We start from the raw sequence: 21,452 nt of genomic DNA on the forward strand, positions 1-21,452 counted from the left end.
CCGGAGGCGCGGCGCGGGGCGGAAACTCAGCGAAGTGACCGGACACTGTGGACCGGTCACCACCGCGCCGCGCCGATGAGGACCCGAGGACGCTTCGTGTCTGGCAGACTCCGATGGCACGGCGGCCGGGGGATGGCCGCCGCACCCCCTGGAGGTCCCATGTACACACCCCGTCCGCAGATGCCGGGCCGGGTCATCCTCGCCACCGCGATGATCGCCGTCCTGGCCGGAGCCTCACTGCTGACCCTCCTGCGCGGACTGTCCGCCGGATGGTTCGCCGCCGGGAACGTCATCGGGTGGACCGGCGGCGCCCTGGCGGTGCTGGGCCTGGCCGCCGGCTTCGCCGCGGTGAACTTCCGCGCCGGGCGCGCCTGGATCCGCCGGCTCGCCCTCGGCTGCTGCCTCGCCATCGCGATCCTCACCGGCGCGGCGGCGGCCGTCGCGTTCGTCCTCGGCCTCTCCTCCGGCGGGCTGGGCGCCGCGATCGCCCTGTTCATCGGCATCTTCGCCGTCGGCTTCGCCGCCCTGGCGGTGACCGCCTCGGTGGCCCTCATGTCCGCCCAGGCCCGCGACTGGTTCGGCTGGGCCGGGGACCTGGTCCCCGAGCAGGACGAGTGGCGCCCGGCCAGGGCGGTGCCCGCCGTCATGATCGCCACCGGCGTCGCCGCCCTGCTCGTGCTCATCCTGCTGTGGTCGCGGCTGACCCTCGGCTTCGGCGCCGACGCCCTCGGCATCGCCTCCGCCGTCGTGGTCGGCGCCATGGGCGTCCCCGTGGCCATGGGGGCCGTCGCCGCGCGCGTCATCGGCCTCGCGGCCGCCGCCGTCGGCTCCTTCGCGTGGGGCCTGGACGCCATCGCGTCCATCGTGTCGGTGATCTCGCCCGGCGACCTCGGCGACGCCTTCGCCGGACTGTTCCTCATCGCCCTCGCCGGGCTGAACATCACCACCGTCGTGCTGCTCACCCGGCGCGGCCGGACGCCCGACGCCACCCCCGAGGCGGGCTAGGCTCGGAGCCGGACACCCACGAATAGGGAGCGATCGATGACCGTACGCGCGACCTGGAACGGCGCCGTGCTCGCCGAATCCGATGACACCGTCATCGTGGAGGGCAACCACTACTTCCCGCCCGGCTCGATCAAGCGGGAGTACTTCAGCGACAGCGAGACGCACACCGTCTGCGGCTGGAAGGGCACCGCGTCCTACTACACCGTCGTGGTCGACGGGGCGTCCAACGAGGACGCCGCCTGGTACTACCCGGACACCAAGCCCGAGGCCGACCACGTGAAGGACTACGTGGCGTTCTGGAAGGGCGTCGAGGTCACCGGCGCCTGAGCCGAGCGAAAAGGGCCGCCCCGAGGGGCGGCCCTTTCGTCACTTCCGGGTCGCGAGCCACTCGTCGAACGTGGTGGGCGCGATGCGCGCGTCCTCGCCCGGCAGCAGCGCGTTCCCGGCCATCTCGGCCCCGAACAGGCCCGCGTCCCAGCTCGGCACGAGCTTCACGTCGGTGCGCCCGTCGGCGGCGAGGGTGCGGCGGGCCATGTCGATCATGTCCTGCGGGTCGGGGCCCGCGACGTCGCGGTGGCGTCCCTGCGGCTCCCCGGCGGCGATCTCGGCGAGGACGGCGGCCACGTCGGCCGGGGCGATCGGCTGGAGCAGCAGCGGGGCGATGGCCGCGACGCCGTCCCGCTCGACCCAGGAGGCGACCATCCCGGCGAAGTCGTGGAACTGGGTGGCCGGGACGATCGTCCACGGCACCGGACCGGCGGTGACCAGGCGCTCCTGCTCGCGCTTGCCGGAGTAGTGGTCGTTGCCCTCGACGCGGTGGACGCCCGCGATGGACAGCAGCACGTGGTGGCGGACCCCGGCGCACTCCTCGGCGGCCAGCAGGTTCGCCGTGGCGGTGCCGAAGGCGGCCACGGTCGACTCGCGGTCGGCGGCCTGGAGGTTGGTCGCGTCGACCACGGCGCCGACACCGGCGAGGGCCTCGTCGAGCCCGGCGCCGGTTGCCAGGTCGACGCCCGCGCCGCGGCTCATGCGCACGACCTCGTGGCCGGCGCCTTCGAGCTCGGCGACGGTGAGGGCTCCGATGTTGCCGGTGGCCCCGGCGACGGCGATCCGCATGGTGTGCAACTCCTCGGTAGGCGAACGCTCACAGGCTATCATGGACTAAATAGATCCGCAATCTCCATGATACGCTCATGCGGTGAAGCTGCCGGTGAGCACCGAATGGGTCCTGCACTGCGCGACGACCCTCGCGCAGCTGGAGCCGGGCGACAGCGCCTCGGCCGCGCAGCTCGCCGCCTACTACGACCTGCCCGGTCCCTACCTCACCAAGCAGCTCAAGGCGCTGGTGAACGCCGGTGTGCTGACCGCCGCGACGGGCCCGCGCGGCGGATTCCGGCTCGCGCACCCGGCCGCCGAGATCACCCTGCTGCGCATCGTGGAGGCCGTCGACGGCGCCGCCCCGCCCTACGAGTGCCGCGAGATCCGCCAGGCCGGCAAGGGCGCGCTCCCGGCCGCGGACTGCCGGGAAACGTGCGTCCTGGCGGCCAAGATGGCCGAGGCGCATCAGGCCTGGCGGTCCAGTCTGGACGCGGTCAGCCTCGCCGACATCCTCGGCTCGCTGCCCGCCACCGCGCCCGCCCGCACGCGCTCGAAGCTGAAGGGCTGACGGCTCGCACGGATCTAGGACACCCGCACCGCGATCGAATGCCACCCCGTGGCGCCGTCGGGGAACGGCGCGGCCCGGCGCTCATCCTGCACCGCGCCCGAACCGTCGGTGGCGCGCACCGCGAGGTCGTGCCGCCCGGGCGTGGCGTCCCAGTCGAAGGTCCACTGCGCCCAGGTGTCGGCCGAGGCGGACGCGCCCAGCGCCGCCGGGCGCCACTCGCCGCCGTCCACGCGCACCTCCACCGCCCGCACACCCCGGTGCGGTGCCCACGCCACGCCCGCGACCCGCACCCGGCCCGCCGGGACCGCCGCCAGGGCCCGGGGCGCGTCGATGCGCGAAGAGGTCTTGACCGGCGCCTCGCGCGCCCAGTCGCGGCGCACCCAGTACGGATCGAAGTCGCCGAAACGGCTCGCCTCCAGCTCGGTGATCCACTTGCACGCCGAGACGTAGCCGTACAGGCCCGGCACCAGCATCCGGGCGGGGAAGCCGTGCTCCAGCGGCAGCGGCTCGCCGTTCATGCCGAGCGCGATCATCGCGTCCCGGCCGTCGGTGACCGCGCGGGTGGGCGTCCCGAAGGTCATCCCGTCCGCCGAGCGCGCCACGATCTGGTCGGCGTCCAGGGCCACGCCCGCCTCGGCCAGCAGCTCCGCCAGCGGCACGCCCAGCCAGCGCGCGGTGCCCAGGTAGGGGCCGCCGACCTCATTGGACACGCACACCAGCGTCACGTCCCGCTCGATCAGCGGACGCGCCAGGAGCTCGGCGAAGGTGTACTCGCGCTCGGCGCCGACCAGGCCGTGCACGCGCAGCCGCCACGCACCGGCGTCGACCTGGGGCACCGACAGGGCGGTGTCAACGCGGTAGAAGTCCCGGTTGGGCGTGTAGAAGCCCTCCGCGAGCCGCGGCCCCGCCGGTGAGGCGGGGGCGGGCAGCCGGACTTGCGCCCGCGATGTCTCCCCGGCCGCCCGCGCTCGTGAGACGAGCCGCGCGCCCGCGCCGCCCGCCAGGGTCCCGGCGGCCACCGCCGCCGAGGTGATCAGGAACCGCCGCCGGGCCGCCCGGCCGGGTTCCCCACCCGGCCGGGCGGCGGCGCGCGCCCGCGACAAAGCCCCAAGTACCGCGGTGCCGGTCAGCGCGCCGATGAGCGGCGGCAGCGCGGCCCACGCGTCCGCGGCGGGCCGGGTCAGCGAGACCGCCGCGCCCACGGCCGCGAAGGCCCACAGCGCCGCCACCGCGAGTCCACGATGGCGGTGGGACACCAGGCCCACGGCCGCGGCGAGCGCGCCCAGCGCCACCGCGACCGAGGCCAGCAGAATGGTCTTGTCGGCGGTGCCGAATGACCGCACCGCCCATTCCTTGACCGGTGTCGGAGTCGCGTCGATGATCGCCGAACCAAGATTCAGCACCGGGCCGGTGATGCCGATGATCGCCGCGGACAGTTCGGCGAGCGCGATTCCCGCGGCCACCGAGAGAAAACCGATCATCGCCGCCGGGAAAGCGCGCCGGAACCATCGGGTGAATCGTTTCACGAACGCGCTCCCATGCTCGGGGGACGGCCTTTCGGCCGTCCCCGGACGGCGGTTACTTCTTCGCCGGAGGCATCAGCACGGTGTCCACCAGGTACACCGTGCCGTTGGCGGTCTGGATGTTGCCGCACACGACCATGGAGTTCCCGTTGACCGTCCAGGACTCGCCCGAGCCGCTCACCTTGACCGTGTCGCCTTCGAGGGTGGTGTGCTCACCGGCCAGCTGCGCGGGCGCCAGGCGCTCGCCGATGACGTGGTAGGTGAGGACGCCGGTGAGGGCCTCCTTGTCGGCGAGGAGGGCCTTGAGGTCCTTCTCGGGGACCTTCGCGAAGGCGCTGTTGACCGGCGCGAAGACGGTGATGGCCGGCGCGGTGTTGAGGGAGTCGCCCAGGTCGGCGGCGCCGACGGCGGTGACGAGCGTGCTCAGCAGCGGGTTGCCGCTCGCGGCGGTCGCGGTGGGCACCTTGGCCATCGCGTCGAGGCTGCCGGCGTTGCCGGGGTCGGCCGGGATCTGGCCGCAGGCCGCGCCGAACACGCCGTCGGCCTTGGGCGCCGTCGCGGTGGTGGGCTGCGCGGCGGGTGTGTCGCCGGCCTTGTCGTCGGTGCCCGAGGAGCAGGCGGCGGTGGCCAGGGCCAGCGCGGTGACGGCGGTCAGGACGGCGATGGTGGACTTACGCATGGGACTTCCTTTGATCGTGATGGACGCCGGCGCTCCGCCGGTCGAGGCCCAGGGCGGTGCCCAGCAGGACGGCCCCGACGACGAGGTGCAGCGCGTTGTCCGCGCCGTTCAGCGCGAGGATGTTCAGGTCGGTGCCGATGAGGAACAGCCCGGCGACGCCGACGGCGAGGTAGACCGCGCCGACGGTGCCGTTGGCGGCGCGCGCGGCCGGGGTGCCGAGGACCGATCCGGCCAGCAGGGCGGCGCCGACGGCCAGGTGCACGATGTTGTGGGCGACGTTGACCTCGAAGAGGCCGAGAATCGCGCCGCCTTCATGTCCCATCGCGGCGTGACCGCCGGACCAGAAGAAACCGATCAGTCCGACGAGGGTGAAAACCGCGCCGAAGATCGCGCCGACGATGCGATTCGGCGATCTTGCGTTCATGGTCGTTCCTCCGTTCGGGGCGGGGGGCCCGGTTGGTTCTCACCGGGTATTCGCCGCCGCGAACGGAATGGATTGGCGCTATTTCAGAGTCGCTATTCCGACCGGGTGGGTCGGCACCGGGGAACCCCCGGCGGGTTCGGTGGACAGGGCCACGCGGGAGGCGGGGGCGATGCCCTCGACGAGCGCGGTGGCGCCCGGCATGAGCCCGGCGCTGACCATGCGCCCGCCGATGTCGAGCCACAGCTGGTAGGCGCGGTCGGCGGCGAGCGCGGGCATGCCCACGCGGGTGACGACGACGGCGTCCAGCGAGCGGGAGGACACCACGACCATCTGCCCGCCGTCGCCGGCGGGCACGGTGGAGGTGGCGGCGTCGGGCGCGGCGAGGACGGCGGCGACGCGCTCGCGTTCGCCGCGCAGCTGCTCGGCCTGCTCGCGGGCGTCGCGGACGCGGTCCTCCTGGATCGCCCAGGTCCCGGCGGCGGTGCCCAGGGCGAGGATGACGGCGGCGACCGCGACGGCGGTGCGGACGCGCCAGCGGCGCGCGGCGGGCGTCTCGCGTAGCGGTTCGCGGGCCGTGCGCGGCGGCAGCTGGCGGGTCCCGGCGACCTCGCGCAGGACGCGTTCGCGCAGCCCGGGCGGGGGAGCGGTGGCGCTCGCGTCGGCCAGGCGCGCGGCGGTGGCGCGCAGTTCGGCGGCCTCGGCGGCGCAGGACGGGCAGTCGCGCAGGTGGCGTTCGGCGCGGGCGCGTTCGATGTCGTCCAGCGCGTCGAGGGCGTAGGCGCCGGTCAGGGTGTGCGCGTCGTCGTTCATCGTCCCACCCCGAGGCAGTCGCGGAGCCGGATGAGCCCGTCGCGCATCCGGGTCTTGACGGTGGCCAGCGGGACCCCGAGCACCGAGGCCACCTGGGGGTAGGTGAGCCCGCCGTAGTAGGCCATCGCGATCGACTCGTGCTGGAGTTCGGTGAGGCGTTTGAGGCAGTGGCGCAGCTGCTGGCGCTCCAGGCGTCCCAGGGTGGCCTCGCTGACCTGGTCGAAGGCGATCTCGCCGGAGGCGGCGGCCACGCGCGATTCGCGTTCGGCGCCGGCCTGCGCGCTGCGGACGCGGTCGACGGCGCGGCGGTGGGTGAGGGTGAGCGCCCACGCGATCGCCGAGCCGCGGCCCGGGTCGAAGCGGGCGGCGTGGCGCCAGATCTCCACCAGCGCCTCCTGGGCGACCTCCTCGGCCTGCGCGGGGTCGCGGACCACGCGCCGGGCCAGGCCGCACACGCGCGGGGCGAGCAGGTCGTAGAGGGACGCGAAGGCGTCCTCGTCGCCGCGCGCGATCCGCGCCATCAGTTCCTCGGGGGTCGGTGTCGTGGCGTCGGCTGAGCCCGGACGTCCGGGCTCGGGCAGGGCTCTCACGGGTCACTCCCGTCTAGGCGTTCATTCGCGTCGTGGGTTCTCCCCGTGGTTCGGAGCCGCCCGGCGCCCGGATGGGCCCGGATGCGGCATGTCGGTGTGCGCGCGCTCGGTGGCCTCGATGCTGGCGGCGAGGAAGCGGGCGATGACCGCGCGCTCCCGCTCGTCGAAGCCGCGCCAGGCCTCGGCGTACTCGCGGGCCAGCGGCAGGAAGAAGCGGCCGCCGAGCTCGCGGGCGCGTTCGGGCAGTTCGAGGGCGACCCGGCGGCGGTCGGCGGGGTCGCGGGAGCGGCGCAGGTGCCCGGCGGCCTCCAGCCGGTCCAGGGCGGCGGTGGTGGCCGAGGGGCTCAGGCGCAGGGCCTCGGCGACGCGGCCGGGCGTGACGGACTCGCCGCGCAGCCCGGCGTCCAGGATGACGGCCATGGCGTTGAGGTCGGTGCGGTGGAGGCCGTGCGCCTCGCCGAAGAGTTCCACGAACCGCCCCGACTCCACGGTGAACCGCCGCAGCAGGCGCACCAGTAGCGCGTCGGGCACCTCTTCGGGCGCTGTCTCGGGCACCTGGTTCGTCCTCTCCGTCCCGTGGTTATCATTTCGACGATCGAAAGTTTCGACGATCGAAAGATTCGCCGATGGCCACCGTCAATCCTGCCCCCACCGACGCCCCCGCGAAGCGCCGACCCGCGAGGTGGCTCGTCCCCGCCCTCATCGTGCTCGCCTGGCTCGCCCTCGGCGGGTTCGCCGGGCCCTACGCGGGCAAACTCAGCGAGGTCACCGTCAACGACGGTTCGGCGTTCCTGCCGGCCTCCGCCGAGGCCACCGAGGTCGCCACGCTGCTCAAGAAGTTCGACGACCGCACCGCGATCCCCGCCGTCATCGTCGCCGAACGCCCCGGCGGGCTCACCCCCGGCGACCGGGCCTACCTGGAGGGCCTGCCTGCCGCGCTGGCCGCGCACGGCACCGCCGCGCCCGCCGTCCTGATCCCCGACGCCGGGCGGATCACCGTGGCCATCCCCGCGCACCCGCGCCAGGCCGTGGAGGCGATCCGCGCGCAGCTGGCGACACACCCCGACGGGCTCACGATCATGGTCACCGGGCCCGCCGCGCAGCTGGCCGACCTGGGCGCGGCCTTCAAGGGCGTCGACGGGCTGCTCCTGCTGGTCACCGCCGCGGTGGTCGGGCTCATCCTCATCGCCGTCTACCGCTCACCGCTGCTGCCGCTGGTGGTGCTGACCTCCTCGGCCTTCGCGCTGGCGGTGGCCGCGCTGACCGTCTACGTGCTGGCCGACAGCGGAAGGCTCGACCTGAACGGGCAGAGCCAGGGCATCCTGTTCATCCTCGTCTTCGGCGCCGCCACCGACTACGCGCTGCTGCTCGTCTCGCGCTTCCGCGAGGAACTGCGCGACACCGCCGACCGGCACGCCGCGCTGCGCAAGGCCTGGAAGGCCACCATCGAGCCGATCGCCGCCTCCGCCGGAACCGTCGTCCTGGGCGTGCTGTGCCTGCTCTTCAGCGACCTGAACAGCAACCGGGCCCTCGGGCCGGTCGCCGCCATCGGCATCGCCGCGGCCTTCCTGTCCTCGGTGACGTTCCTGCCCGCCGTGCTGGCCCTGCTGGGCCGGAGCGCGTTCTGGCCGAAACGGCCCGCCGTCGGCTCACCGCACCCCGAGACCGGCGGGCTGTGGGCGCGCGTCGCCGCGCTCGTCAAACGCCGCCCCCGCGCCGTGTGGGCCCTCACCGCCGTGGTGCTGCTGCTCGGCGCGGCCTTCGCCGGTCAGCTCAAGGCCGAGGGCACCGCCCAGTCCGACATCTTCCTCGGCGAGGTGGAATCGGTGGCCGGGCAGGACCTGCTGTCCCGGCACTTCCCCGGCGGCTCCGGCGCGCCGACCATCGTCATCGCCCGCCAGGAAACCGCCGGGGCCGTCCTGGCCGCCGCGCACGTGGACGGCGTCGAGTCGGCCGCGCCCGCCCTCGGGCGCGACGGGAAACCCCGCGTCGCCGACGGGCTCGCGCGCCTCGACGTCATCCTGAGCGACCCGGCCGACTCCGAGGCCGCCGTCGACACCGTCCGGCGGCTGCGCGAGGCCGTCCACGCCGTGCCCGGCGCCGACGCGCTCGTCGGCGGGCCCACCGCCGTCCAGCTCGACACACAGGACACCTCCCGCCGCGACCGGGCCCTGATCATCCCCATCGTGCTCGTGGTGATCTTCGCGGTGCTCGCGCTGCTACTGCGCTCGCTCGTGGCGCCGCTGCTGCTCATCGGCACCGTCGTGCTGTCCTTCGCGGCCACCATGGGCGTCTCCGCGCTGGTCTTCGAGCACATCTTCGGCTTCCCCGGAGCCGATCCCGTGGTGCCGCTGTTCGGCTTCGTGTTCCTGGTCGCCCTCGGCATCGACTACAACATCTTCCTGATGACGCGCGTCCGCGAGGAATCGGTCCGCCTGGGCACCCGCGAGGGCACCCTGCGCGGACTCACCGCCACCGGCGGCGTCATCACCTCCGCCGGGGTCGTGCTGGCCGCGACCTTCTCCGCCCTGGCCGTGCTGCCCCTGCTGTTCCTGGCGCAGATCGCCTTCATCGTCGCCTTCGGCGTCCTGCTGGACGCGCTGATCGTGCGCTCCCTGCTGGTACCGGCGCTCGCCGTCGACATCGGACGGCGGATCTGGTGGCCGGCCCGCCTCGGGAAGTGACGAAGGGGCCGCCGGTGCGCCCCGACCGGCGGCCCCTCGGCGGGACGGCGCGCGGCTCGCGTCGTCCCCGGCGTCAGGCTCTCCAGCGGTCTACGTACACGCGCTCGGGATCGAAGCGCTCACGCTGCCGCTCGGGGTTGAAGCGCCGGTGCGGGCGGGCGTCGGTGCCGGTACCGGCCGTCCACTGCCAGTTGCCGCAGTTGTTGGCCACGTCGGCGTCGAGGAGGTGCCGGGCGAACCACGCCGCGCCCTCCCGCCAGTCCACGCCCAGCGTCTTCGTCAGATGGGACGCGGTGACCATGCGCGCGCGATTGTGCATCCAGCCCTCGGCCAGCAGCTGCCGCATACCGGCGTCGACGAGCGCGACGCCCGTCTCGCCCGCCTTCCACGCGGCCAGGCCCTCCGGGTCGTCGGCCCAGTCCTCACGCGCCCCCGGCCGGAAGTTCTCGGTGCCCAGCCTCGGGAACGCCGCCAGCAGCTGGTGGTAGAAGTCCCGCCAGCACAGCTGCCGCACGAACGCCTCCGGCACGCGCGGGTCGGTCGCCAGCTCCAGCGGCGAGACGCACCCGAAGCGCAGGTACGGGCTCAGCCGCGAGGTGCCGTCCTCGGCGAGCGCGTCGTGCAGGCCGGCGTAGTCGCCCGCGCGCGGCGCCCAGTCCTCCAGCCGCGCCAGGCCCGCCGACTCACCGCCGGTCACCGGGGCGGGCGGCGCCTCGCCCAGGACCGCGCGCGGATCGTCGCCCCTCCAGCCCTCGGGCAGCACGACGCGCGCGGGCACCTCCTCGGGCTTGCGCCACGGCGAGGCCGACCACGACCGCCAGTACGGCGTGAAGACCTTGTAGTGATCGCCCCCGGCCGGGCGCACCGCCCCGGCGGGCAGCACCGTCACCCCCGGGAACAGCCGCAGCTCGGCCACCTCGCCCACCCGCCGCTGCCTGCGCCGCGCGTACGCGCTGACGTCCTCGGCCATCGCCACCTGCGAGGCTCCCGCCTCCCGCGCGGTCCGCGCGATCACCTCGGCGGGATCACCGCGCCGCACCAGCAGATCGCCCCCGAGATCCCGCAGCGACGCGCGCAGGTCGGTCAGCGCGTCCAGCAGGAAACGCGCGCGCCCCGGCGGCGCCTCGATCGCCGGATCGGCCACGAACAGCGGCACCACCCGATCCGCCACCCGGCACGCCGTGGCCAGCGCCGGGTTGTCCCGCACCCGCAGGTCCCGGGTGAAGACGACCATCACGGTACGCATGAGCCAGGCCAATCGACGCACGAATCGACGCAATGTGCCCAGCGTAGTGCATCGGGCCATAAGGGAGCCGTGGTTAAGGTGTCGTGTTGTGAACCGGAGATTGCCGTTTTGACTGAAGGACTGAGCGCGGGGGAGGCCGCTCGCCGACTGGGCGTCGCGGTCACCACCCTGCGCACCTGGCACCGCCGCTACGGCCTCGGGCCCGGCGGGCACGCCGCCGGACGGCACCGCAGGTACCGCGAGGCGGACCTGGCGCGGCTGGAGCTGATGTGCCGCCTGACCTCCCGGGGCGTCCCCGCCGCCGAGGCGGCCCGGCGAGTGAGCGCGGTACCGCCGGCCGCCCTCGGCCACGGCGCCCCCACCACCCTGGCCCCACCGCCGGGCACGCTCGTGCTGCCCATGTCCGGCGCGCCGCCCGCGCCCCCACCGGTCTCGCCCATCGCCGCCGTACGCGGACTCATCGCCGCCGCGTTCCGGCTCGACGTCACCGCCGTCCGCGAGACCCTCGCCCGCCACCTCGCCGTCCACGGCGTCCCCGCCACCTGGGACGGGCTCCTGCGCCCCGCCCTCACCGGCGTCGGCGACCGGCACGCCGCCACCGGACGCCACGTCGAGGTCGAGCACCTCCTCTCCCGCTGCGCCGGAGAGGCCCTCGCCGCCGTCCCGCGCCCCACCGCGCCACCCGCGCCCGTCCTGCTCGCCTGCGCCGACGACGAACAGCACAGCCTGCCCCTCGAAGCCCTCGCCGCCGCGCTCGCCGAGCGCGGGCTGTCGGTGCGGATGCTGGGCGCGCGCGTCCCGCCCGAGGCGCTGGCCGCCGCCGTCGCCCGCACCGGCCCCGCCCTCGTCATCGTGTGGTCGCACGCCGCCGCGACCGGGGATCCCGCGCAGCTGGCGCGGCTCCAGGCGTCCGGCGTGCTCGTCGCCGCGGCCGGGCCGGGCTGGCCCGCGCCGCCGCCGGGCGTCCTCACTCCCGCGAGCCTGGAGGAGGCGATGACCCTCGTCCTGCGCGCGGCGGATGTGTGAGAGTGCGGTCATGACCAGATACGCGGCCCTCTTGCGGGGGATCAACGTGGGCGGCAAGAAGCGCGTGCCGATGGCCGAGCTGCGCGACGTCCTCAGCGGGCTCGGGTACACCGACGTCACCACGTACCTCAACAGCGGCAACGCGACCTTCACCGCCACCGGCGACGCCGCCGAGCTGACCCTGCGCGTGGAGGAGGCCCTCGCCGGGCACTTCGGGTTCCCCATCGACACCCTCGTCGTCGACGGCCCCTACCTGCGTCGCGTCATCGCCGCCTGCCCCTTCCCCGCCGACGAGCTGGAGGGCAAACAGCTCCACGTGACGTTCCTGTCGGAGGAGCCCGGCGAGCGCTTCGCGGCCGTCGACGCCGCCGCGTACGCGCCCGAGGACTACCGGCTCGGCGAGAAGGCCGTCTACCTGTACGCCCCCGACGGGCTCGGCGTGTCGAAACTCGGTGTCGAACTCGCCCGCCCGCGCCTGGTGAAGGGGCTGCGCGCGACCAGCCGCAACTGGAACACCGTGAAAGCCCTCGCGGAGATCACCGGCGCTTAGGCTCAAGGTGTGCGCTGCCTCGTCACCGGGGCCACCGGCTATGTCGGCGGCCGGCTCGTCCCCAGACTCCTCGCGGCCGGGCATGAGGTCCGCTGCCTCACCCGCTCGCCCGACCGGCTGCGGGACGTGCCGTGGCGCGCCGACGTGGAGGTCGTCACCGGCGACGTGACCACCGGCGCCGGGCTCGGCGCGGCCATGGACGGCGTCGACGTCGTCCACTACCTCGTGCACTCCATGGGCGGGCCCGGCTTCGAGGCCGCCGACCGCGCCGGGGCCCGCAACACCGCCCGCGCCGCCGAAGCCGCCGGTGTCGGCCGGATCGTCTACCTCGGCGGGCCCGCCGTCGGCTCCACCGCCTCGGCGCACCTGCGGTCCCGGCAGGAGGTCGGGCGGATCTTCCTCGACGCGCCCGTCCCGGCGGTGGTGCTGCGTGCCGCGGTCATCATCGGCTCCGGCTCGGCGTCCTTCGAGATGCTGCGGCACCTCACCGAACGCCTGCCGGTCATGGTGACGCCCCGCTGGGTCCGCAACCGCGTGCAGCCCATCGCCGTCCGCGACGTCCTCCACTACCTCGTCGCCGCCACCGACGCGTTCCCCCCGGACGTCGACCGCGCCTTCGACATCGGCGGGCCCGACGTCCTCGCCTACGCCGACATGATCGCCGGATACGCGCGCGTGGCCGGACTGCGCGGGCGCGTCCTGCTGCCGGTCGGCGTCCTCAGCCCCGGGCTGTCGGCGCACTGGGTGGGGCTGGTGACGCCGGTGCCGAACGCGATCGCGCGGCCGCTCGTCGCCGGGCTCGTCCACGAGGCGGTCTGCCGCGAACACGACATCGCCCGGTATGTCCCTGACTCGCCCGGCGGGCTCACCGGCTTCGAGACCGCCGTGCGGCTGGCGCTGCGCCGCGTCCGCGACGCCGACGTGGAGACCAGCTGGGTCAACGCGCCCGTCCTCGGCGCGCCCGCCGAACCACTGCCCTCCGATCCCGCGTGGTCGGGCGGGACGGTGTACACCGACGTCCGGCAGCGCGACGTGGCCGCCCCGCCCGAGCGCCTGTGGCGGGTCATCGAGGCCATCGGCGGCGGCAACGGCTGGCACTCCTTTCCCCTCGCGTGGGCCGCGCGCGGCTGGCTCGACCGCGCCGTCGGCGGCGTCGGACTCCGCCGCGGCCGCCGCGACCCCCGGCGACTGCGCGTCGGCGAGGCCCTCGACTTCTGGCGCGTGGAGGAACTCGTCCCCGGCGAGCTGCTGCGCCTGCGCGCCGAGATGCGCCTGCCCGGCCGCGCGTGGCTCGAACTGCGCGCGGAACCGGCCGGGGACGGCGGCAGCCGCTACCGGCAGCGGGCGGTGTTCCTGCCGCGCGGGATCGCGGGGCACGCGTACTGGGCGGCGGTGTGGCCGTTCCACGCGGTGGTGTTCGGGGGGATGGCGCGGAACATCGCGCGGGCGGCGGAGGGGGAGGGGTGAGGGGGTTGGGCGCGGTGTCGGGCCGGGTCGGGTCGGGTCGATGGGGCGTATGTCGCGCGTGACCTGCGGAAACGGGGCGGGACGGTGATGTCTCCGCAGCGCGATGGCCATCCGCTCACGGGGCTTGCCGGGGCGGCGCGGGTGGGGGACATCGCGGCGGTGCCGTCGGGGGGTGGGTGGGGCGGGGTGGACCTGGGGTGGGACGAGGCGCCGCAAGCCCCCAAGCCCGCAAGCCAGGCTCGCAAGCCGCAAGCCCGCAAGCCCGCAAGCCCGCGGGCCTGCAAGCCCCCAAGCCCGCAAGCCGCAAGACCGCGTGCAGGCCCGCAAGCCAAGCCCGCAAGCTCCAATGACTCTGTGAGCTGTGAGCTGTGAGCTGTGAGCTGTGAGCTGTGAGCTGTGAGCTGTGAGCCCTGACCCGTGACCAGGGTTCGTGACTCTCGCAGAGCAACGGCGGCGTCGTGTGGCGGTGGCCTTCGGTGCAGCGCATCGCACGATGCCTACTTGCAGCACGTGACCTTGCCGTATGTGGCGAGTACGCCGCATCGTGTGGTGCGTGGTGTGAGTGGCTCGGCCAGCGTGCAGGTTCGGCGCTGCGCACGTCGCGCGTGACCTGCTGAAACACTGCCCCTGCCCCTGCCCCTGCCCCTGCCCCAGGCCAGGCGGTGCGGGGCGGGATGGCGCGGTGCGGGGCGGGTTGCGGCTCTGTGATGTTGCGGCGCGGCCCTGGTCGCATGGCGAGCGTGTGGCGGTGCCGTGGTCCGTGCTGGTTCGGCGGTGCGCACGTCGCGCGTGACCTGCTGAAACACTGCCCCTGGCGAGGCGAGGCGAGGCGGGGCGGGGCGCGGCTCCGTGACGTGGCGGCGCGGCCTCGGCGGGATGGCGCTGGTGCTGCGGTGCGGCGGTGCCGTGGTCCGCGCGGGTTCGGGCCGTGGGTGAGGGTGGCGTGTGTGTGGTGGCGTGACCTGGGCGGGCTGGCCGTGACCCGGGTGGGCGATGCGGTGCCTTCGTCGCATGGGCGCATGGGCGCATGCGCGGCCTGGGCGGCTCGGCCTCGTCCCGAGTCGGCGGGTTCGGTGCCGCGTGTGGTCTCGCGAACCCGACATCCGTCACACACCCGGGCGGTCCCACCTCGCCCTCGGGCATCATTGCCTTCGAACCGACAGGGGGACACGAAGTGAGCGAGAACCTGGTCACCGCGGCCGCCCACCGCGTTCTGGCCGCCACCGACCGGGATCTCGATCTCGCGCTCGACCTCGGCGCGTCCACGCTCGCCGCGTCCGAGGCGTCCTGGCCCGGGGTGGGCCGGCAGTTGCTCGCGCACGCCGAGTCCGAGCTCGGGCGGCTCTGGGACGCCGGGTGGCGCCCCGCCGATCTCGCGCGGGTCGCGCGTCGTGAGCTGGCCGCCGTCCATGTGGCGCTCGCCGTCGACTTGATCGCCGCCGAGGGGCGCCGGCATGCTCCGGCGGTGCTGGACCGGCGCTGGCTGGGTGAGCTGCGCGAGCTGTCCGCCGACGTGTGGTGGGACGGCGATGACGCGTACCTGCCCGGATTCGCCGCGGCGCACCGGCTCGACCGGTTCGCGATCGCCACCGCCGTCCTCGAACTGCTGCGTGTGTGGGGGCTGCTGCCCGTCATCACTCCCGTGGGCGCGGCTCCGGGGGGTGCGCCGCGCCGCGCGTCGGAGCCGGTCACCGGCGACTCGCCGATGCTGGCGCGGATCCGCGCGCTGCTGGCGAAGGCCGAGTCCACCGACTTCCCGCAGGAGGCCGAGGCGCTCACCGGCAAGGCGCAGGAGCTGATGGCCCGCCACAGCATCGACGAGGCCCGCCTCGCCGCCGGGCACGCGTCCCCCGACGCGCCCGCCGCGCTGCGGATCGGCGTCGACGCGCCCTACGACGGCCCGAAGACGATGCTGCTGGATGCGGTGGCCGACGCCAACCGCTGCCGCGCGGTGTGGTCGAAGGAGTTCGGTTTCTGCACCGTCATCGGCTTCGACGCCGACCTGGACGCCGTCGACCTGCTCTACACCTCGCTGCTGGTGCAGGCCACCGCCGCGATGTCCCGCGCGGGCGACGCCCACCACCGGCACGGCGCCGCGCGCACGAAGTCGTTCCGGCACTCGTTCCTGGTGGCCTACGCGACCCGCATCCGCGAACGCCTCTCGGCGGCGACCGAGAGCGCGGTGGAGGAAGCCGTCGCGGAAACGGCGGACTCCGATCTCCTGCCCGTGCTCGCCGCGCGCGAGGAGAAGGTCGACAAGGCCGTCGACGCGATGTTCGGCCGCCTGCGCTCCCAGCGCGTACGCGTGCGAGACGGCCACGGCTGGGCCGCCGGACGCGAGGCCGCCGACCGCGCGGCACTGCGGGGGAGCGCGGGAGCGGTACGGGGATAGCGGGACAGAGGGCAGGGCAGGGCTGAGTCGAGCCGGACCGGGTCGAGCCGGGCCGGGCCGGGCTGGATCGGGTCGAGCCGGGCCGGGCTGGATCGGGTCGAGCCGAGCCGAGCCGAGCCACATTGCACGGCGCCACCTCGCGCCGGGCCGTGTTGGCCCGCCCCCGCCGAGTCAGGTAGTGCGTGCCGGGCCGGGCGGAGCTGCGCCGAGTCGTAGGGCCGGGGCAGGTCACGCGACAGGCCGACCGGGCGCTGCCGAGCCGACCCACGCCGCACGAGGCCGGGGTGGGCTGGGCCGGATCACCTGACGCGAGGTCACGGAAGCCCAGGCCCCGGCTCAGACCACGGCCCAGGCCGCATAAGCCCAGGTCACGCAGCGGTATTCCACGCCGCGCTGAGCTGAGCCTTGCACGCGGCACCGGGCCGCACCAGGCGCAAGCCCAGACCACGCGACACCACGGCACGCCGAGGCGGGCCACATGACGCCACGCCGGGTGGTGCCGAGCCGAGCCCGAGCGGGCCTTGCCTCACCTCGCCGTGGCGCCGCGATGAGCGGGCCGAGGCCGTGACAGCAGCCGCTCCGGGCTGCGCGCCACGCGAAGCGACGCCACGCCACGCGAAGCGACGCCACGCCACGCCACGCCACGCGAAGCGACGCCACGCCACGCCACGCGAGGTGGCGCCGAACCGAGCCGTGCGGTGGGAGGCCGCACCGAGCCACGCCAAGTCACGCGATGCCAGGCGGCACCGGCCGGGCCGTACCGGCTCAAGTCACACGAAGCCCCGCGCCACCTCATGTGAAGCGCGGCGCCGGGTGACGCCGAGCCGAGCCCGAGCGGGCTTGCCTCATCTCGCCGGGACGCGCCGAGTTGGGCCGTGCCGAGCCGGGTCCGTGGCAGCAGCCGCTCCGGGCTGCGCGCCACGCGAAGCGACGCCACGCCACGCGAGGTGGCGCCGAACCGAGCCGTGCGGTGGGAGGCCGCACCGAGCCACGCCAAGTCACGCGATGCCAGGCGGCACCGGCCGGGCCGTACCGGCTCAAATCACACGAAGCCCCACTTCACGCCATGTGAAGCGCGGCGCCGCGTGGCCGCTGCCCCGGGGATCGCGCCACCCGGCCAGGTGCGGTGCGGCCTGGGCTTGGGCGGTTCGGCCTGGTGAAGCGTGCCGTCCTGGGATCGCGCCACCCGGCTGGGCGTGACGCGGCCCGGTGCAGTCTGGGTTCGGGTGGCTCGGGTGGTGGAGCGCGCCGCCCGGGATCGTCTCCCTGGCCGGGCGTGACGCGGCCCGCTGTGGCCAGGTGCGGTGCTCGGCCCGGCCAACCGCACCGCCAGTGGCGGCTCGCCACGGCATGGTGCCGCGTGGCCTCCCCACATCGTCGGTGCCGGTGCCGGTGCCAGTGCCGGTGTAGGCGTCCGCGTCGGGCGGGTACGCGAGCTGGTCCACATGCTGGACACGGGCGAACATCCACCCCCGAGGGGATAGAACTGATAACCATTCTCACCTACACTGGCGGCAACGCGCTTCCGTCGCCAGGGCGCGCCGCCGCCCCGGGTCTTACTCCCAGAGGCCCGGAGCGGCCGGGGGTGGGTCACGGCCGGCCGCGGGTCATCGGCTCGGCATATCGCCGGAGTCCGCCGGAAATCCCGCCGCCACCTCCACTCCACCCACTGCCGCACTCGCCACTCCACCCGCAAGTGCGCGCGAATCCGCATCCGCGAAAATTCCCGCCCGCGAGCCGGTGGGCCGAACCGCCCGTCGGGTTCGATCGGCGGGTGGGGCCAGGTGTGATCGGGCCCGGTGATCACCCATTCCGGAGTGATCAATCCGCTCCCCGGCGCCAATGTTGATCATTGTCGGGCCGTCGCGTTCCGGGCCGGACTCGGCCTTTAGTGGGACGCCGTCGCGCCCCTCGCGGCGGTGGTTCCGCTACGCGCCGCACCGCCTCGACGTTCGGCCAAATTGCGCGAAATCCGCATGAACCACCGATGGTGGCCATGGCGGAATTGCGCGGGCAAAGTCCAAAAAGATCAACTCTGCGGGCTTTATCGGATAATATCCTGGACTGATCCCGGCCCGATCGGGAGGTGCTGTCGCAAGGATGCGGTGATGCAGTTTTGAGGACGGTGCGGCGGTAGTCTGCGGGGTATGCCGGATTCTGGGCGTCCGAAGAGTGGTGATGTCGGCGTTCCGCAACACAAATGTAACCGACCGCGATCGGTAACCGGAAGGACCACCGTCACCTTCACCGTTCAGAGTTCTCCCGGCCACCGGTTCACTGAACTGATCATGAAGGCGCAGGTACCGCCGTTCCGTCGGAGCGGGGACGCTGGGTCGGCCCCGGCGGGTCCGTCCGGGGCCGGGACGGCGGGGCCGCGCCCGCGGTGGGCTCGCGCGCCATTAACCCTTGCCCGAATGGGTGAACGCGCGACTGTGAAGATCACTTCGGATCCGGTACTCAGTGGTAGTGCGGACGTATTCATAAAGTGTGGCCGCACGCCCGGCAAAAAGAGTCGAACGAGTTCTTTCGGCGGCCCGCCGATTGGGTGATAATCGACCTCCTGTCGAAGGTCGTATGCCTTCGATAATCGAATCGTTCCAGGTGGTCGTCCACGGGGGTGGCGGCCCGATGGGCCATGTTCGCACGCGAGATTTATGTCGCCACGATAGCGAGGAAGCTACGTTGCTGGAGGTAGTCCTACTGGGACCCGTCGAGGTCCTGGCGAGCGGGACCGGCGTGCCGTTGGCGCCGCTGGAGCGGAACCTGCTCGCCCTGCTGGCTCTCTCCCCGGGGACGGTGCTGTCCACCGAGCGGATCATCGACGGATTGTGGGGCGAACGGCCCCCGGCCGCCCCGCGCTCCCGGGTACAGGGGCTGGTGTCGACCCTGCGCCGCAAACTGGGCGACGTCCTGATCACCCGCCATCCGGGGTATCTGCTCGACCTGCCGGACGGCGCCGCCGACCTCGCGCGCTGCGAAGACCTCGCCGCACGGGCCGGACGCGCCGAGAACCCCGCCGAGGCCGCCGACTGGCTGCGCCGCGCGCTGGGCCTGTGGCGCGGCGAGCCCTTAGACGGCATCTCGGCCCCGGGGGTCGACGCCGACCGGGTCCGCCTCGCCGAGTTGCGCGCGGGACTGATGGAGGACCGTTTCGACGCCGAGCTCGCCCTGGCCCGGCACAAGGAGATCGTCGGCGAGCTGCTCACCGCCGTGGCGGCCCACCCGCTGCGCGAACGCCTCGCCGGGCAGCTCATGACCGCCCTCTACCGAAGCAACCGGCAGGCGGACGCCCTGCGCGCCTATCAGGCGCTGCGCGAGCGCCTCGCCGACGAACTCGGCGGCGAGCCCTGCGCCGACCTGCGCGAACTGCACACCATGATCCTGCGCGGCGAGCAGCGGCCCCGGCGCGAGCCCTCCCCGGCCACCCGGCCCGCCCCGGAGGTCTCGCGCGATGAGCCGCGACCGGCGCAGATGCCGGCCAGCTCCGGCCACTTCACCGGCCGCGAGGCCGAGCTCGACGCGCTGACCGCCGCGCTGCCCGGCGACGGCGACGAACCGCGCGTCCTGGTGGTCTGCGGCGCCGGTGGCATCGGCAAGACCGCGCTGGTGGTGCGCTGGGCGCACGCGGTGGCCGACCGCTTCCCCGACGGCCAGATCTACGTGGAGCTGCGCGGCGCCGCCGATCCGCTGTCGCCGGGCGCGGCGCTCGGCTCGGTCCTGCTCGCCCTGGGCGTGGCCGCCGAGCAGCTCCCGGTGAGCGTGGACGAGCGGGCCGCGCTGTACCGGACGCTCACGCACGGCCGCCGCGTCCTCGTCGTCGCCGACGGCGCCTCCGGCGCCGGGCAGATCCTGCCGCTGGTGCCGCCGACGCCCGGCAGCGTCGTCGTCGCCACCGGCCGCAACCGGCTCGCCGCGCTCGCCGCGCATCACGCCGTGCGGACCCTGGCGCTGGACCCGCTCGGCGAGGACGCGGCCGGGCACCTGCTGCGCGCCATCGTCGGCGCCGACCGGCTGCGCGGGCCCGGCGCCGCCGAGATCGTCGAACTGTGCGGCGGGTGGCCCCTGGCGCTGCGGCTGGCGGGGGCGACGCTGGCCGCGCGGCGGCTGCAGTCGCTGCCGTCCTTCGCCGAGGAGCTGCGCGAACGCGTCGACGTCCTGTCGGTCGCCGACGATCCCCGCACGGTGCGCGGCGCGCTCGCCGAGACCCACGACGAGCTGGATCCCGCCGCCGCGCGCCTGTTCGCGCAACTCGGTCTGCTGCCCGGTGCCACGGCGAGTCTCGCGCTGGCCGCGGCGGCCTCGGGCACCTCGGTGTTGCGCGCGCGGCGGCTGCTGGACGAGCTGCTGGCGGCCAACCTCGTCGTGGAGACCGGCCCGGACCGCTACTGGCTGCACGAGATGGTGCGCCGGCACGCGCGCCGCTGCGGCCGCCGCCTGCCGGACCGGGCGGTGGTCGAGGAGCGGGTGTCCCGCTGGTACCTGGCGGTCTTCGACGCGCTGGCGCGCGAGGCCGAGCCGTTGCGCGAGTGGCCGTCGGTGGCCGGGCACGCCGAGTGGTCGCCGTTCGCCGACGCCGCCTCGGCCGCGCGGTTCGTGCGCGCCGAGAGCGGCAACCTCGCCGCCGTGATCGCCTGGGCCGCCGACCGGGACCTGCGCACCGCGTGGCGGCTGGTCTCGCTCACCCACACCGCGGGCGCCGATCTCGACCCGGAGACCGCCGAACTGGGCCTGACCGCCGCCCGGCAGCTGGACGACCGCCGCGCCGTCGGCGAGGCCCACGCCCGGCTGGGCCTGGTCCTGCTCGGCGATCCGGCGCGGCTCGACGGGGCCGAGGGGCATCTCGCGCTGGCCGCCGAGCTGCTGGACGCCGGGCACGGCCGCCTGCCGTCGGCGGCCTCTTTCGCCCTCGGCCTGGTGCGGGCCCGCCAGTCGCGCCAGGCCGAGGCGCGGGAGGCCGTGGAGAGCGCGCTGCGTTACCTCGACCCGGGACGCGAGCCGATCGCCTACGCCATCGCCCTCCTCGGCTACGCGCAGGTGCTGGTGCGGGCCGGTGCCCTGGACCGGGGCCACGAGCGCTTCGCGCAGGCGGTGATCCTGTGCCAGGCCGCGATCGGCTCGCAGGGCGACCGCTTCGGGCGCTTCGACCGCGGCTGGGTCTACCTCGACCAGCAGCTGGCCGACGAGTACCTGGACCACCTGGACCGCTCGCTGGACGTGCCGCGCGTGACGCCCGCCGACCGGGCGCTGTCGCGCGCGCTGATCGCGGTGAGCCGGGCCCTGCGGGTCCGCGAGGCCGCCGCGGGCGTGGCGATCCCCGCGCAGCGCAGGCGCGACATGGTCCCGCCCCGCCTGGACCTGGACGCGGCGGAAACGTACCCGATCTGAAGCGG

At 74.5% G+C, this 21,452-nt stretch carries 17 protein-coding genes; 9 read left to right on the forward strand and 8 right to left on the reverse strand.

Features of this window, described 5'->3' with window-relative positions:
* The first annotated feature begins 159 nt into the window (after positions 1-159).
* Both QSK10_RS30815 and QSK10_RS30820 read left to right on the forward strand, forming a co-directional pair.
* Positions 160-1,005 (forward strand): hypothetical protein, encoded by an 846-nt coding sequence (locus tag QSK10_RS30815; RefSeq protein ID WP_285666930.1) that lies wholly within the window; start codon positions 160-162, stop codon positions 1,003-1,005.
* A 36-nt stretch (positions 1,006-1,041) separates the two neighbouring features.
* Complete coding sequence (locus QSK10_RS30820; RefSeq protein WP_285666932.1) at positions 1,042-1,332, forward strand: DUF427 domain-containing protein; 291 nt, start codon at positions 1,042-1,044, stop codon at positions 1,330-1,332.
* A gap of 39 nt (positions 1,333-1,371) precedes the next feature.
* On the opposite strand, the gene QSK10_RS30825 is transcribed toward QSK10_RS30820, so the two are convergent.
* Entirely contained in the window at positions 1,372-2,121 is a 750-nt protein-coding gene (locus tag QSK10_RS30825; protein ID WP_285666933.1) for an SDR family oxidoreductase, read from the reverse strand.
* 82 nt (positions 2,122-2,203) lie between these two features.
* On the opposite strand from QSK10_RS30825, the gene QSK10_RS30830 reads away from it, so the two are divergent.
* Positions 2,204-2,671, forward strand: coding sequence for an RrF2 family transcriptional regulator (locus tag QSK10_RS30830; RefSeq protein WP_285666935.1), 468 nt, complete (start codon positions 2,204-2,206; stop codon positions 2,669-2,671).
* A gap of 14 nt (positions 2,672-2,685) precedes the next feature.
* Here QSK10_RS30830 and QSK10_RS30835 read toward each other — a convergent pair whose 3' ends face one another.
* The 6 genes from QSK10_RS30835 to QSK10_RS30860 form a co-directional block, all read right to left on the reverse strand.
* The gene (locus QSK10_RS30835) at positions 2,686-4,152 is read right to left on the reverse strand and encodes a molybdopterin-dependent oxidoreductase (protein ID WP_285667209.1); all 1,467 of its coding nucleotides are present in this window, start codon (positions 4,150-4,152) and stop codon (positions 2,686-2,688) included.
* A gap of 97 nt (positions 4,153-4,249) precedes the next feature.
* Entirely contained in the window at positions 4,250-4,873 is a 624-nt protein-coding gene (locus QSK10_RS30840) for a fasciclin domain-containing protein (RefSeq protein ID WP_285666936.1), read from the reverse strand.
* Positions 4,866-5,297, reverse strand: coding sequence for a DUF4383 domain-containing protein (locus tag QSK10_RS30845; protein ID WP_285666937.1), 432 nt, complete (start codon positions 5,295-5,297; stop codon positions 4,866-4,868). Before QSK10_RS30845 ends, QSK10_RS30840 begins: the two co-directional genes overlap by 8 nt.
* A gap of 78 nt (positions 5,298-5,375) precedes the next feature.
* On the reverse strand, positions 5,376-6,107 hold the full coding sequence (locus QSK10_RS30850) for an anti-sigma factor (protein ID WP_285666939.1): 732 nt from the start codon (positions 6,105-6,107) through the stop codon (positions 5,376-5,378).
* On the reverse strand, positions 6,104-6,697 hold the full coding sequence (sigK, locus tag QSK10_RS30855) for an ECF RNA polymerase sigma factor SigK (RefSeq protein WP_432705383.1): 594 nt from the start codon (positions 6,695-6,697) through the stop codon (positions 6,104-6,106). Before sigK ends, QSK10_RS30850 begins: the two co-directional genes overlap by 4 nt.
* Before the next feature lie 21 nt (positions 6,698-6,718).
* On the reverse strand, positions 6,719-7,252 hold the full coding sequence (locus QSK10_RS30860; RefSeq protein ID WP_285666942.1) for a MarR family winged helix-turn-helix transcriptional regulator: 534 nt from the start codon (positions 7,250-7,252) through the stop codon (positions 6,719-6,721).
* 71 nt (positions 7,253-7,323) lie between these two features.
* On the opposite strand from QSK10_RS30860, the gene QSK10_RS30865 reads away from it, so the two are divergent.
* Positions 7,324-9,381, forward strand: coding sequence for an MMPL family transporter (locus QSK10_RS30865; RefSeq protein WP_285666944.1), 2,058 nt, complete (start codon positions 7,324-7,326; stop codon positions 9,379-9,381).
* 73 nt (positions 9,382-9,454) lie between these two features.
* Here the strand turns inward: QSK10_RS30865 and QSK10_RS30870 are convergent, their stop codons facing one another.
* On the reverse strand, positions 9,455-10,627 hold the full coding sequence (locus tag QSK10_RS30870) for a cryptochrome/photolyase family protein (protein WP_285666946.1): 1,173 nt from the start codon (positions 10,625-10,627) through the stop codon (positions 9,455-9,457).
* Between the two features lie 108 nt (positions 10,628-10,735).
* Here QSK10_RS30870 and QSK10_RS30875 point away from each other — a divergent pair, with 108 nt between their 5' ends.
* From QSK10_RS30875 to QSK10_RS30895, 5 genes are all read left to right on the forward strand, one after another.
* Entirely contained in the window at positions 10,736-11,653 is a 918-nt protein-coding gene (locus QSK10_RS30875; RefSeq protein ID WP_432705384.1) for a MerR family transcriptional regulator, read from the forward strand.
* A 10-nt stretch (positions 11,654-11,663) separates the two neighbouring features.
* Positions 11,664-12,203, forward strand: coding sequence for a DUF1697 domain-containing protein (locus QSK10_RS30880; protein WP_285666948.1), 540 nt, complete (start codon positions 11,664-11,666; stop codon positions 12,201-12,203).
* A 9-nt stretch (positions 12,204-12,212) separates the two neighbouring features.
* On the forward strand, positions 12,213-13,670 hold the full coding sequence (locus QSK10_RS30885) for an SDR family oxidoreductase (protein ID WP_285666950.1): 1,458 nt from the start codon (positions 12,213-12,215) through the stop codon (positions 13,668-13,670).
* Between the two features lie 1,174 nt (positions 13,671-14,844).
* On the forward strand, positions 14,845-16,062 hold the full coding sequence (locus QSK10_RS30890; protein ID WP_285666951.1) for a DUF2786 domain-containing protein: 1,218 nt from the start codon (positions 14,845-14,847) through the stop codon (positions 16,060-16,062).
* Between the two features lie 2,682 nt (positions 16,063-18,744).
* Positions 18,745-21,447: an AfsR/SARP family transcriptional regulator gene (locus QSK10_RS30895; RefSeq protein WP_285666952.1), complete on the forward strand. Its 2,703-nt coding sequence runs from the start codon at positions 18,745-18,747 to the stop codon at positions 21,445-21,447.
* Positions 21,448-21,452: the final 5 nt, after the last annotated feature.

This window comes from Actinorhabdospora filicis (assembly GCF_030269765.1).
Classification (GTDB): Bacteria; Actinomycetota; Actinomycetes; order Mycobacteriales; family Micromonosporaceae; genus Actinorhabdospora; species Actinorhabdospora filicis.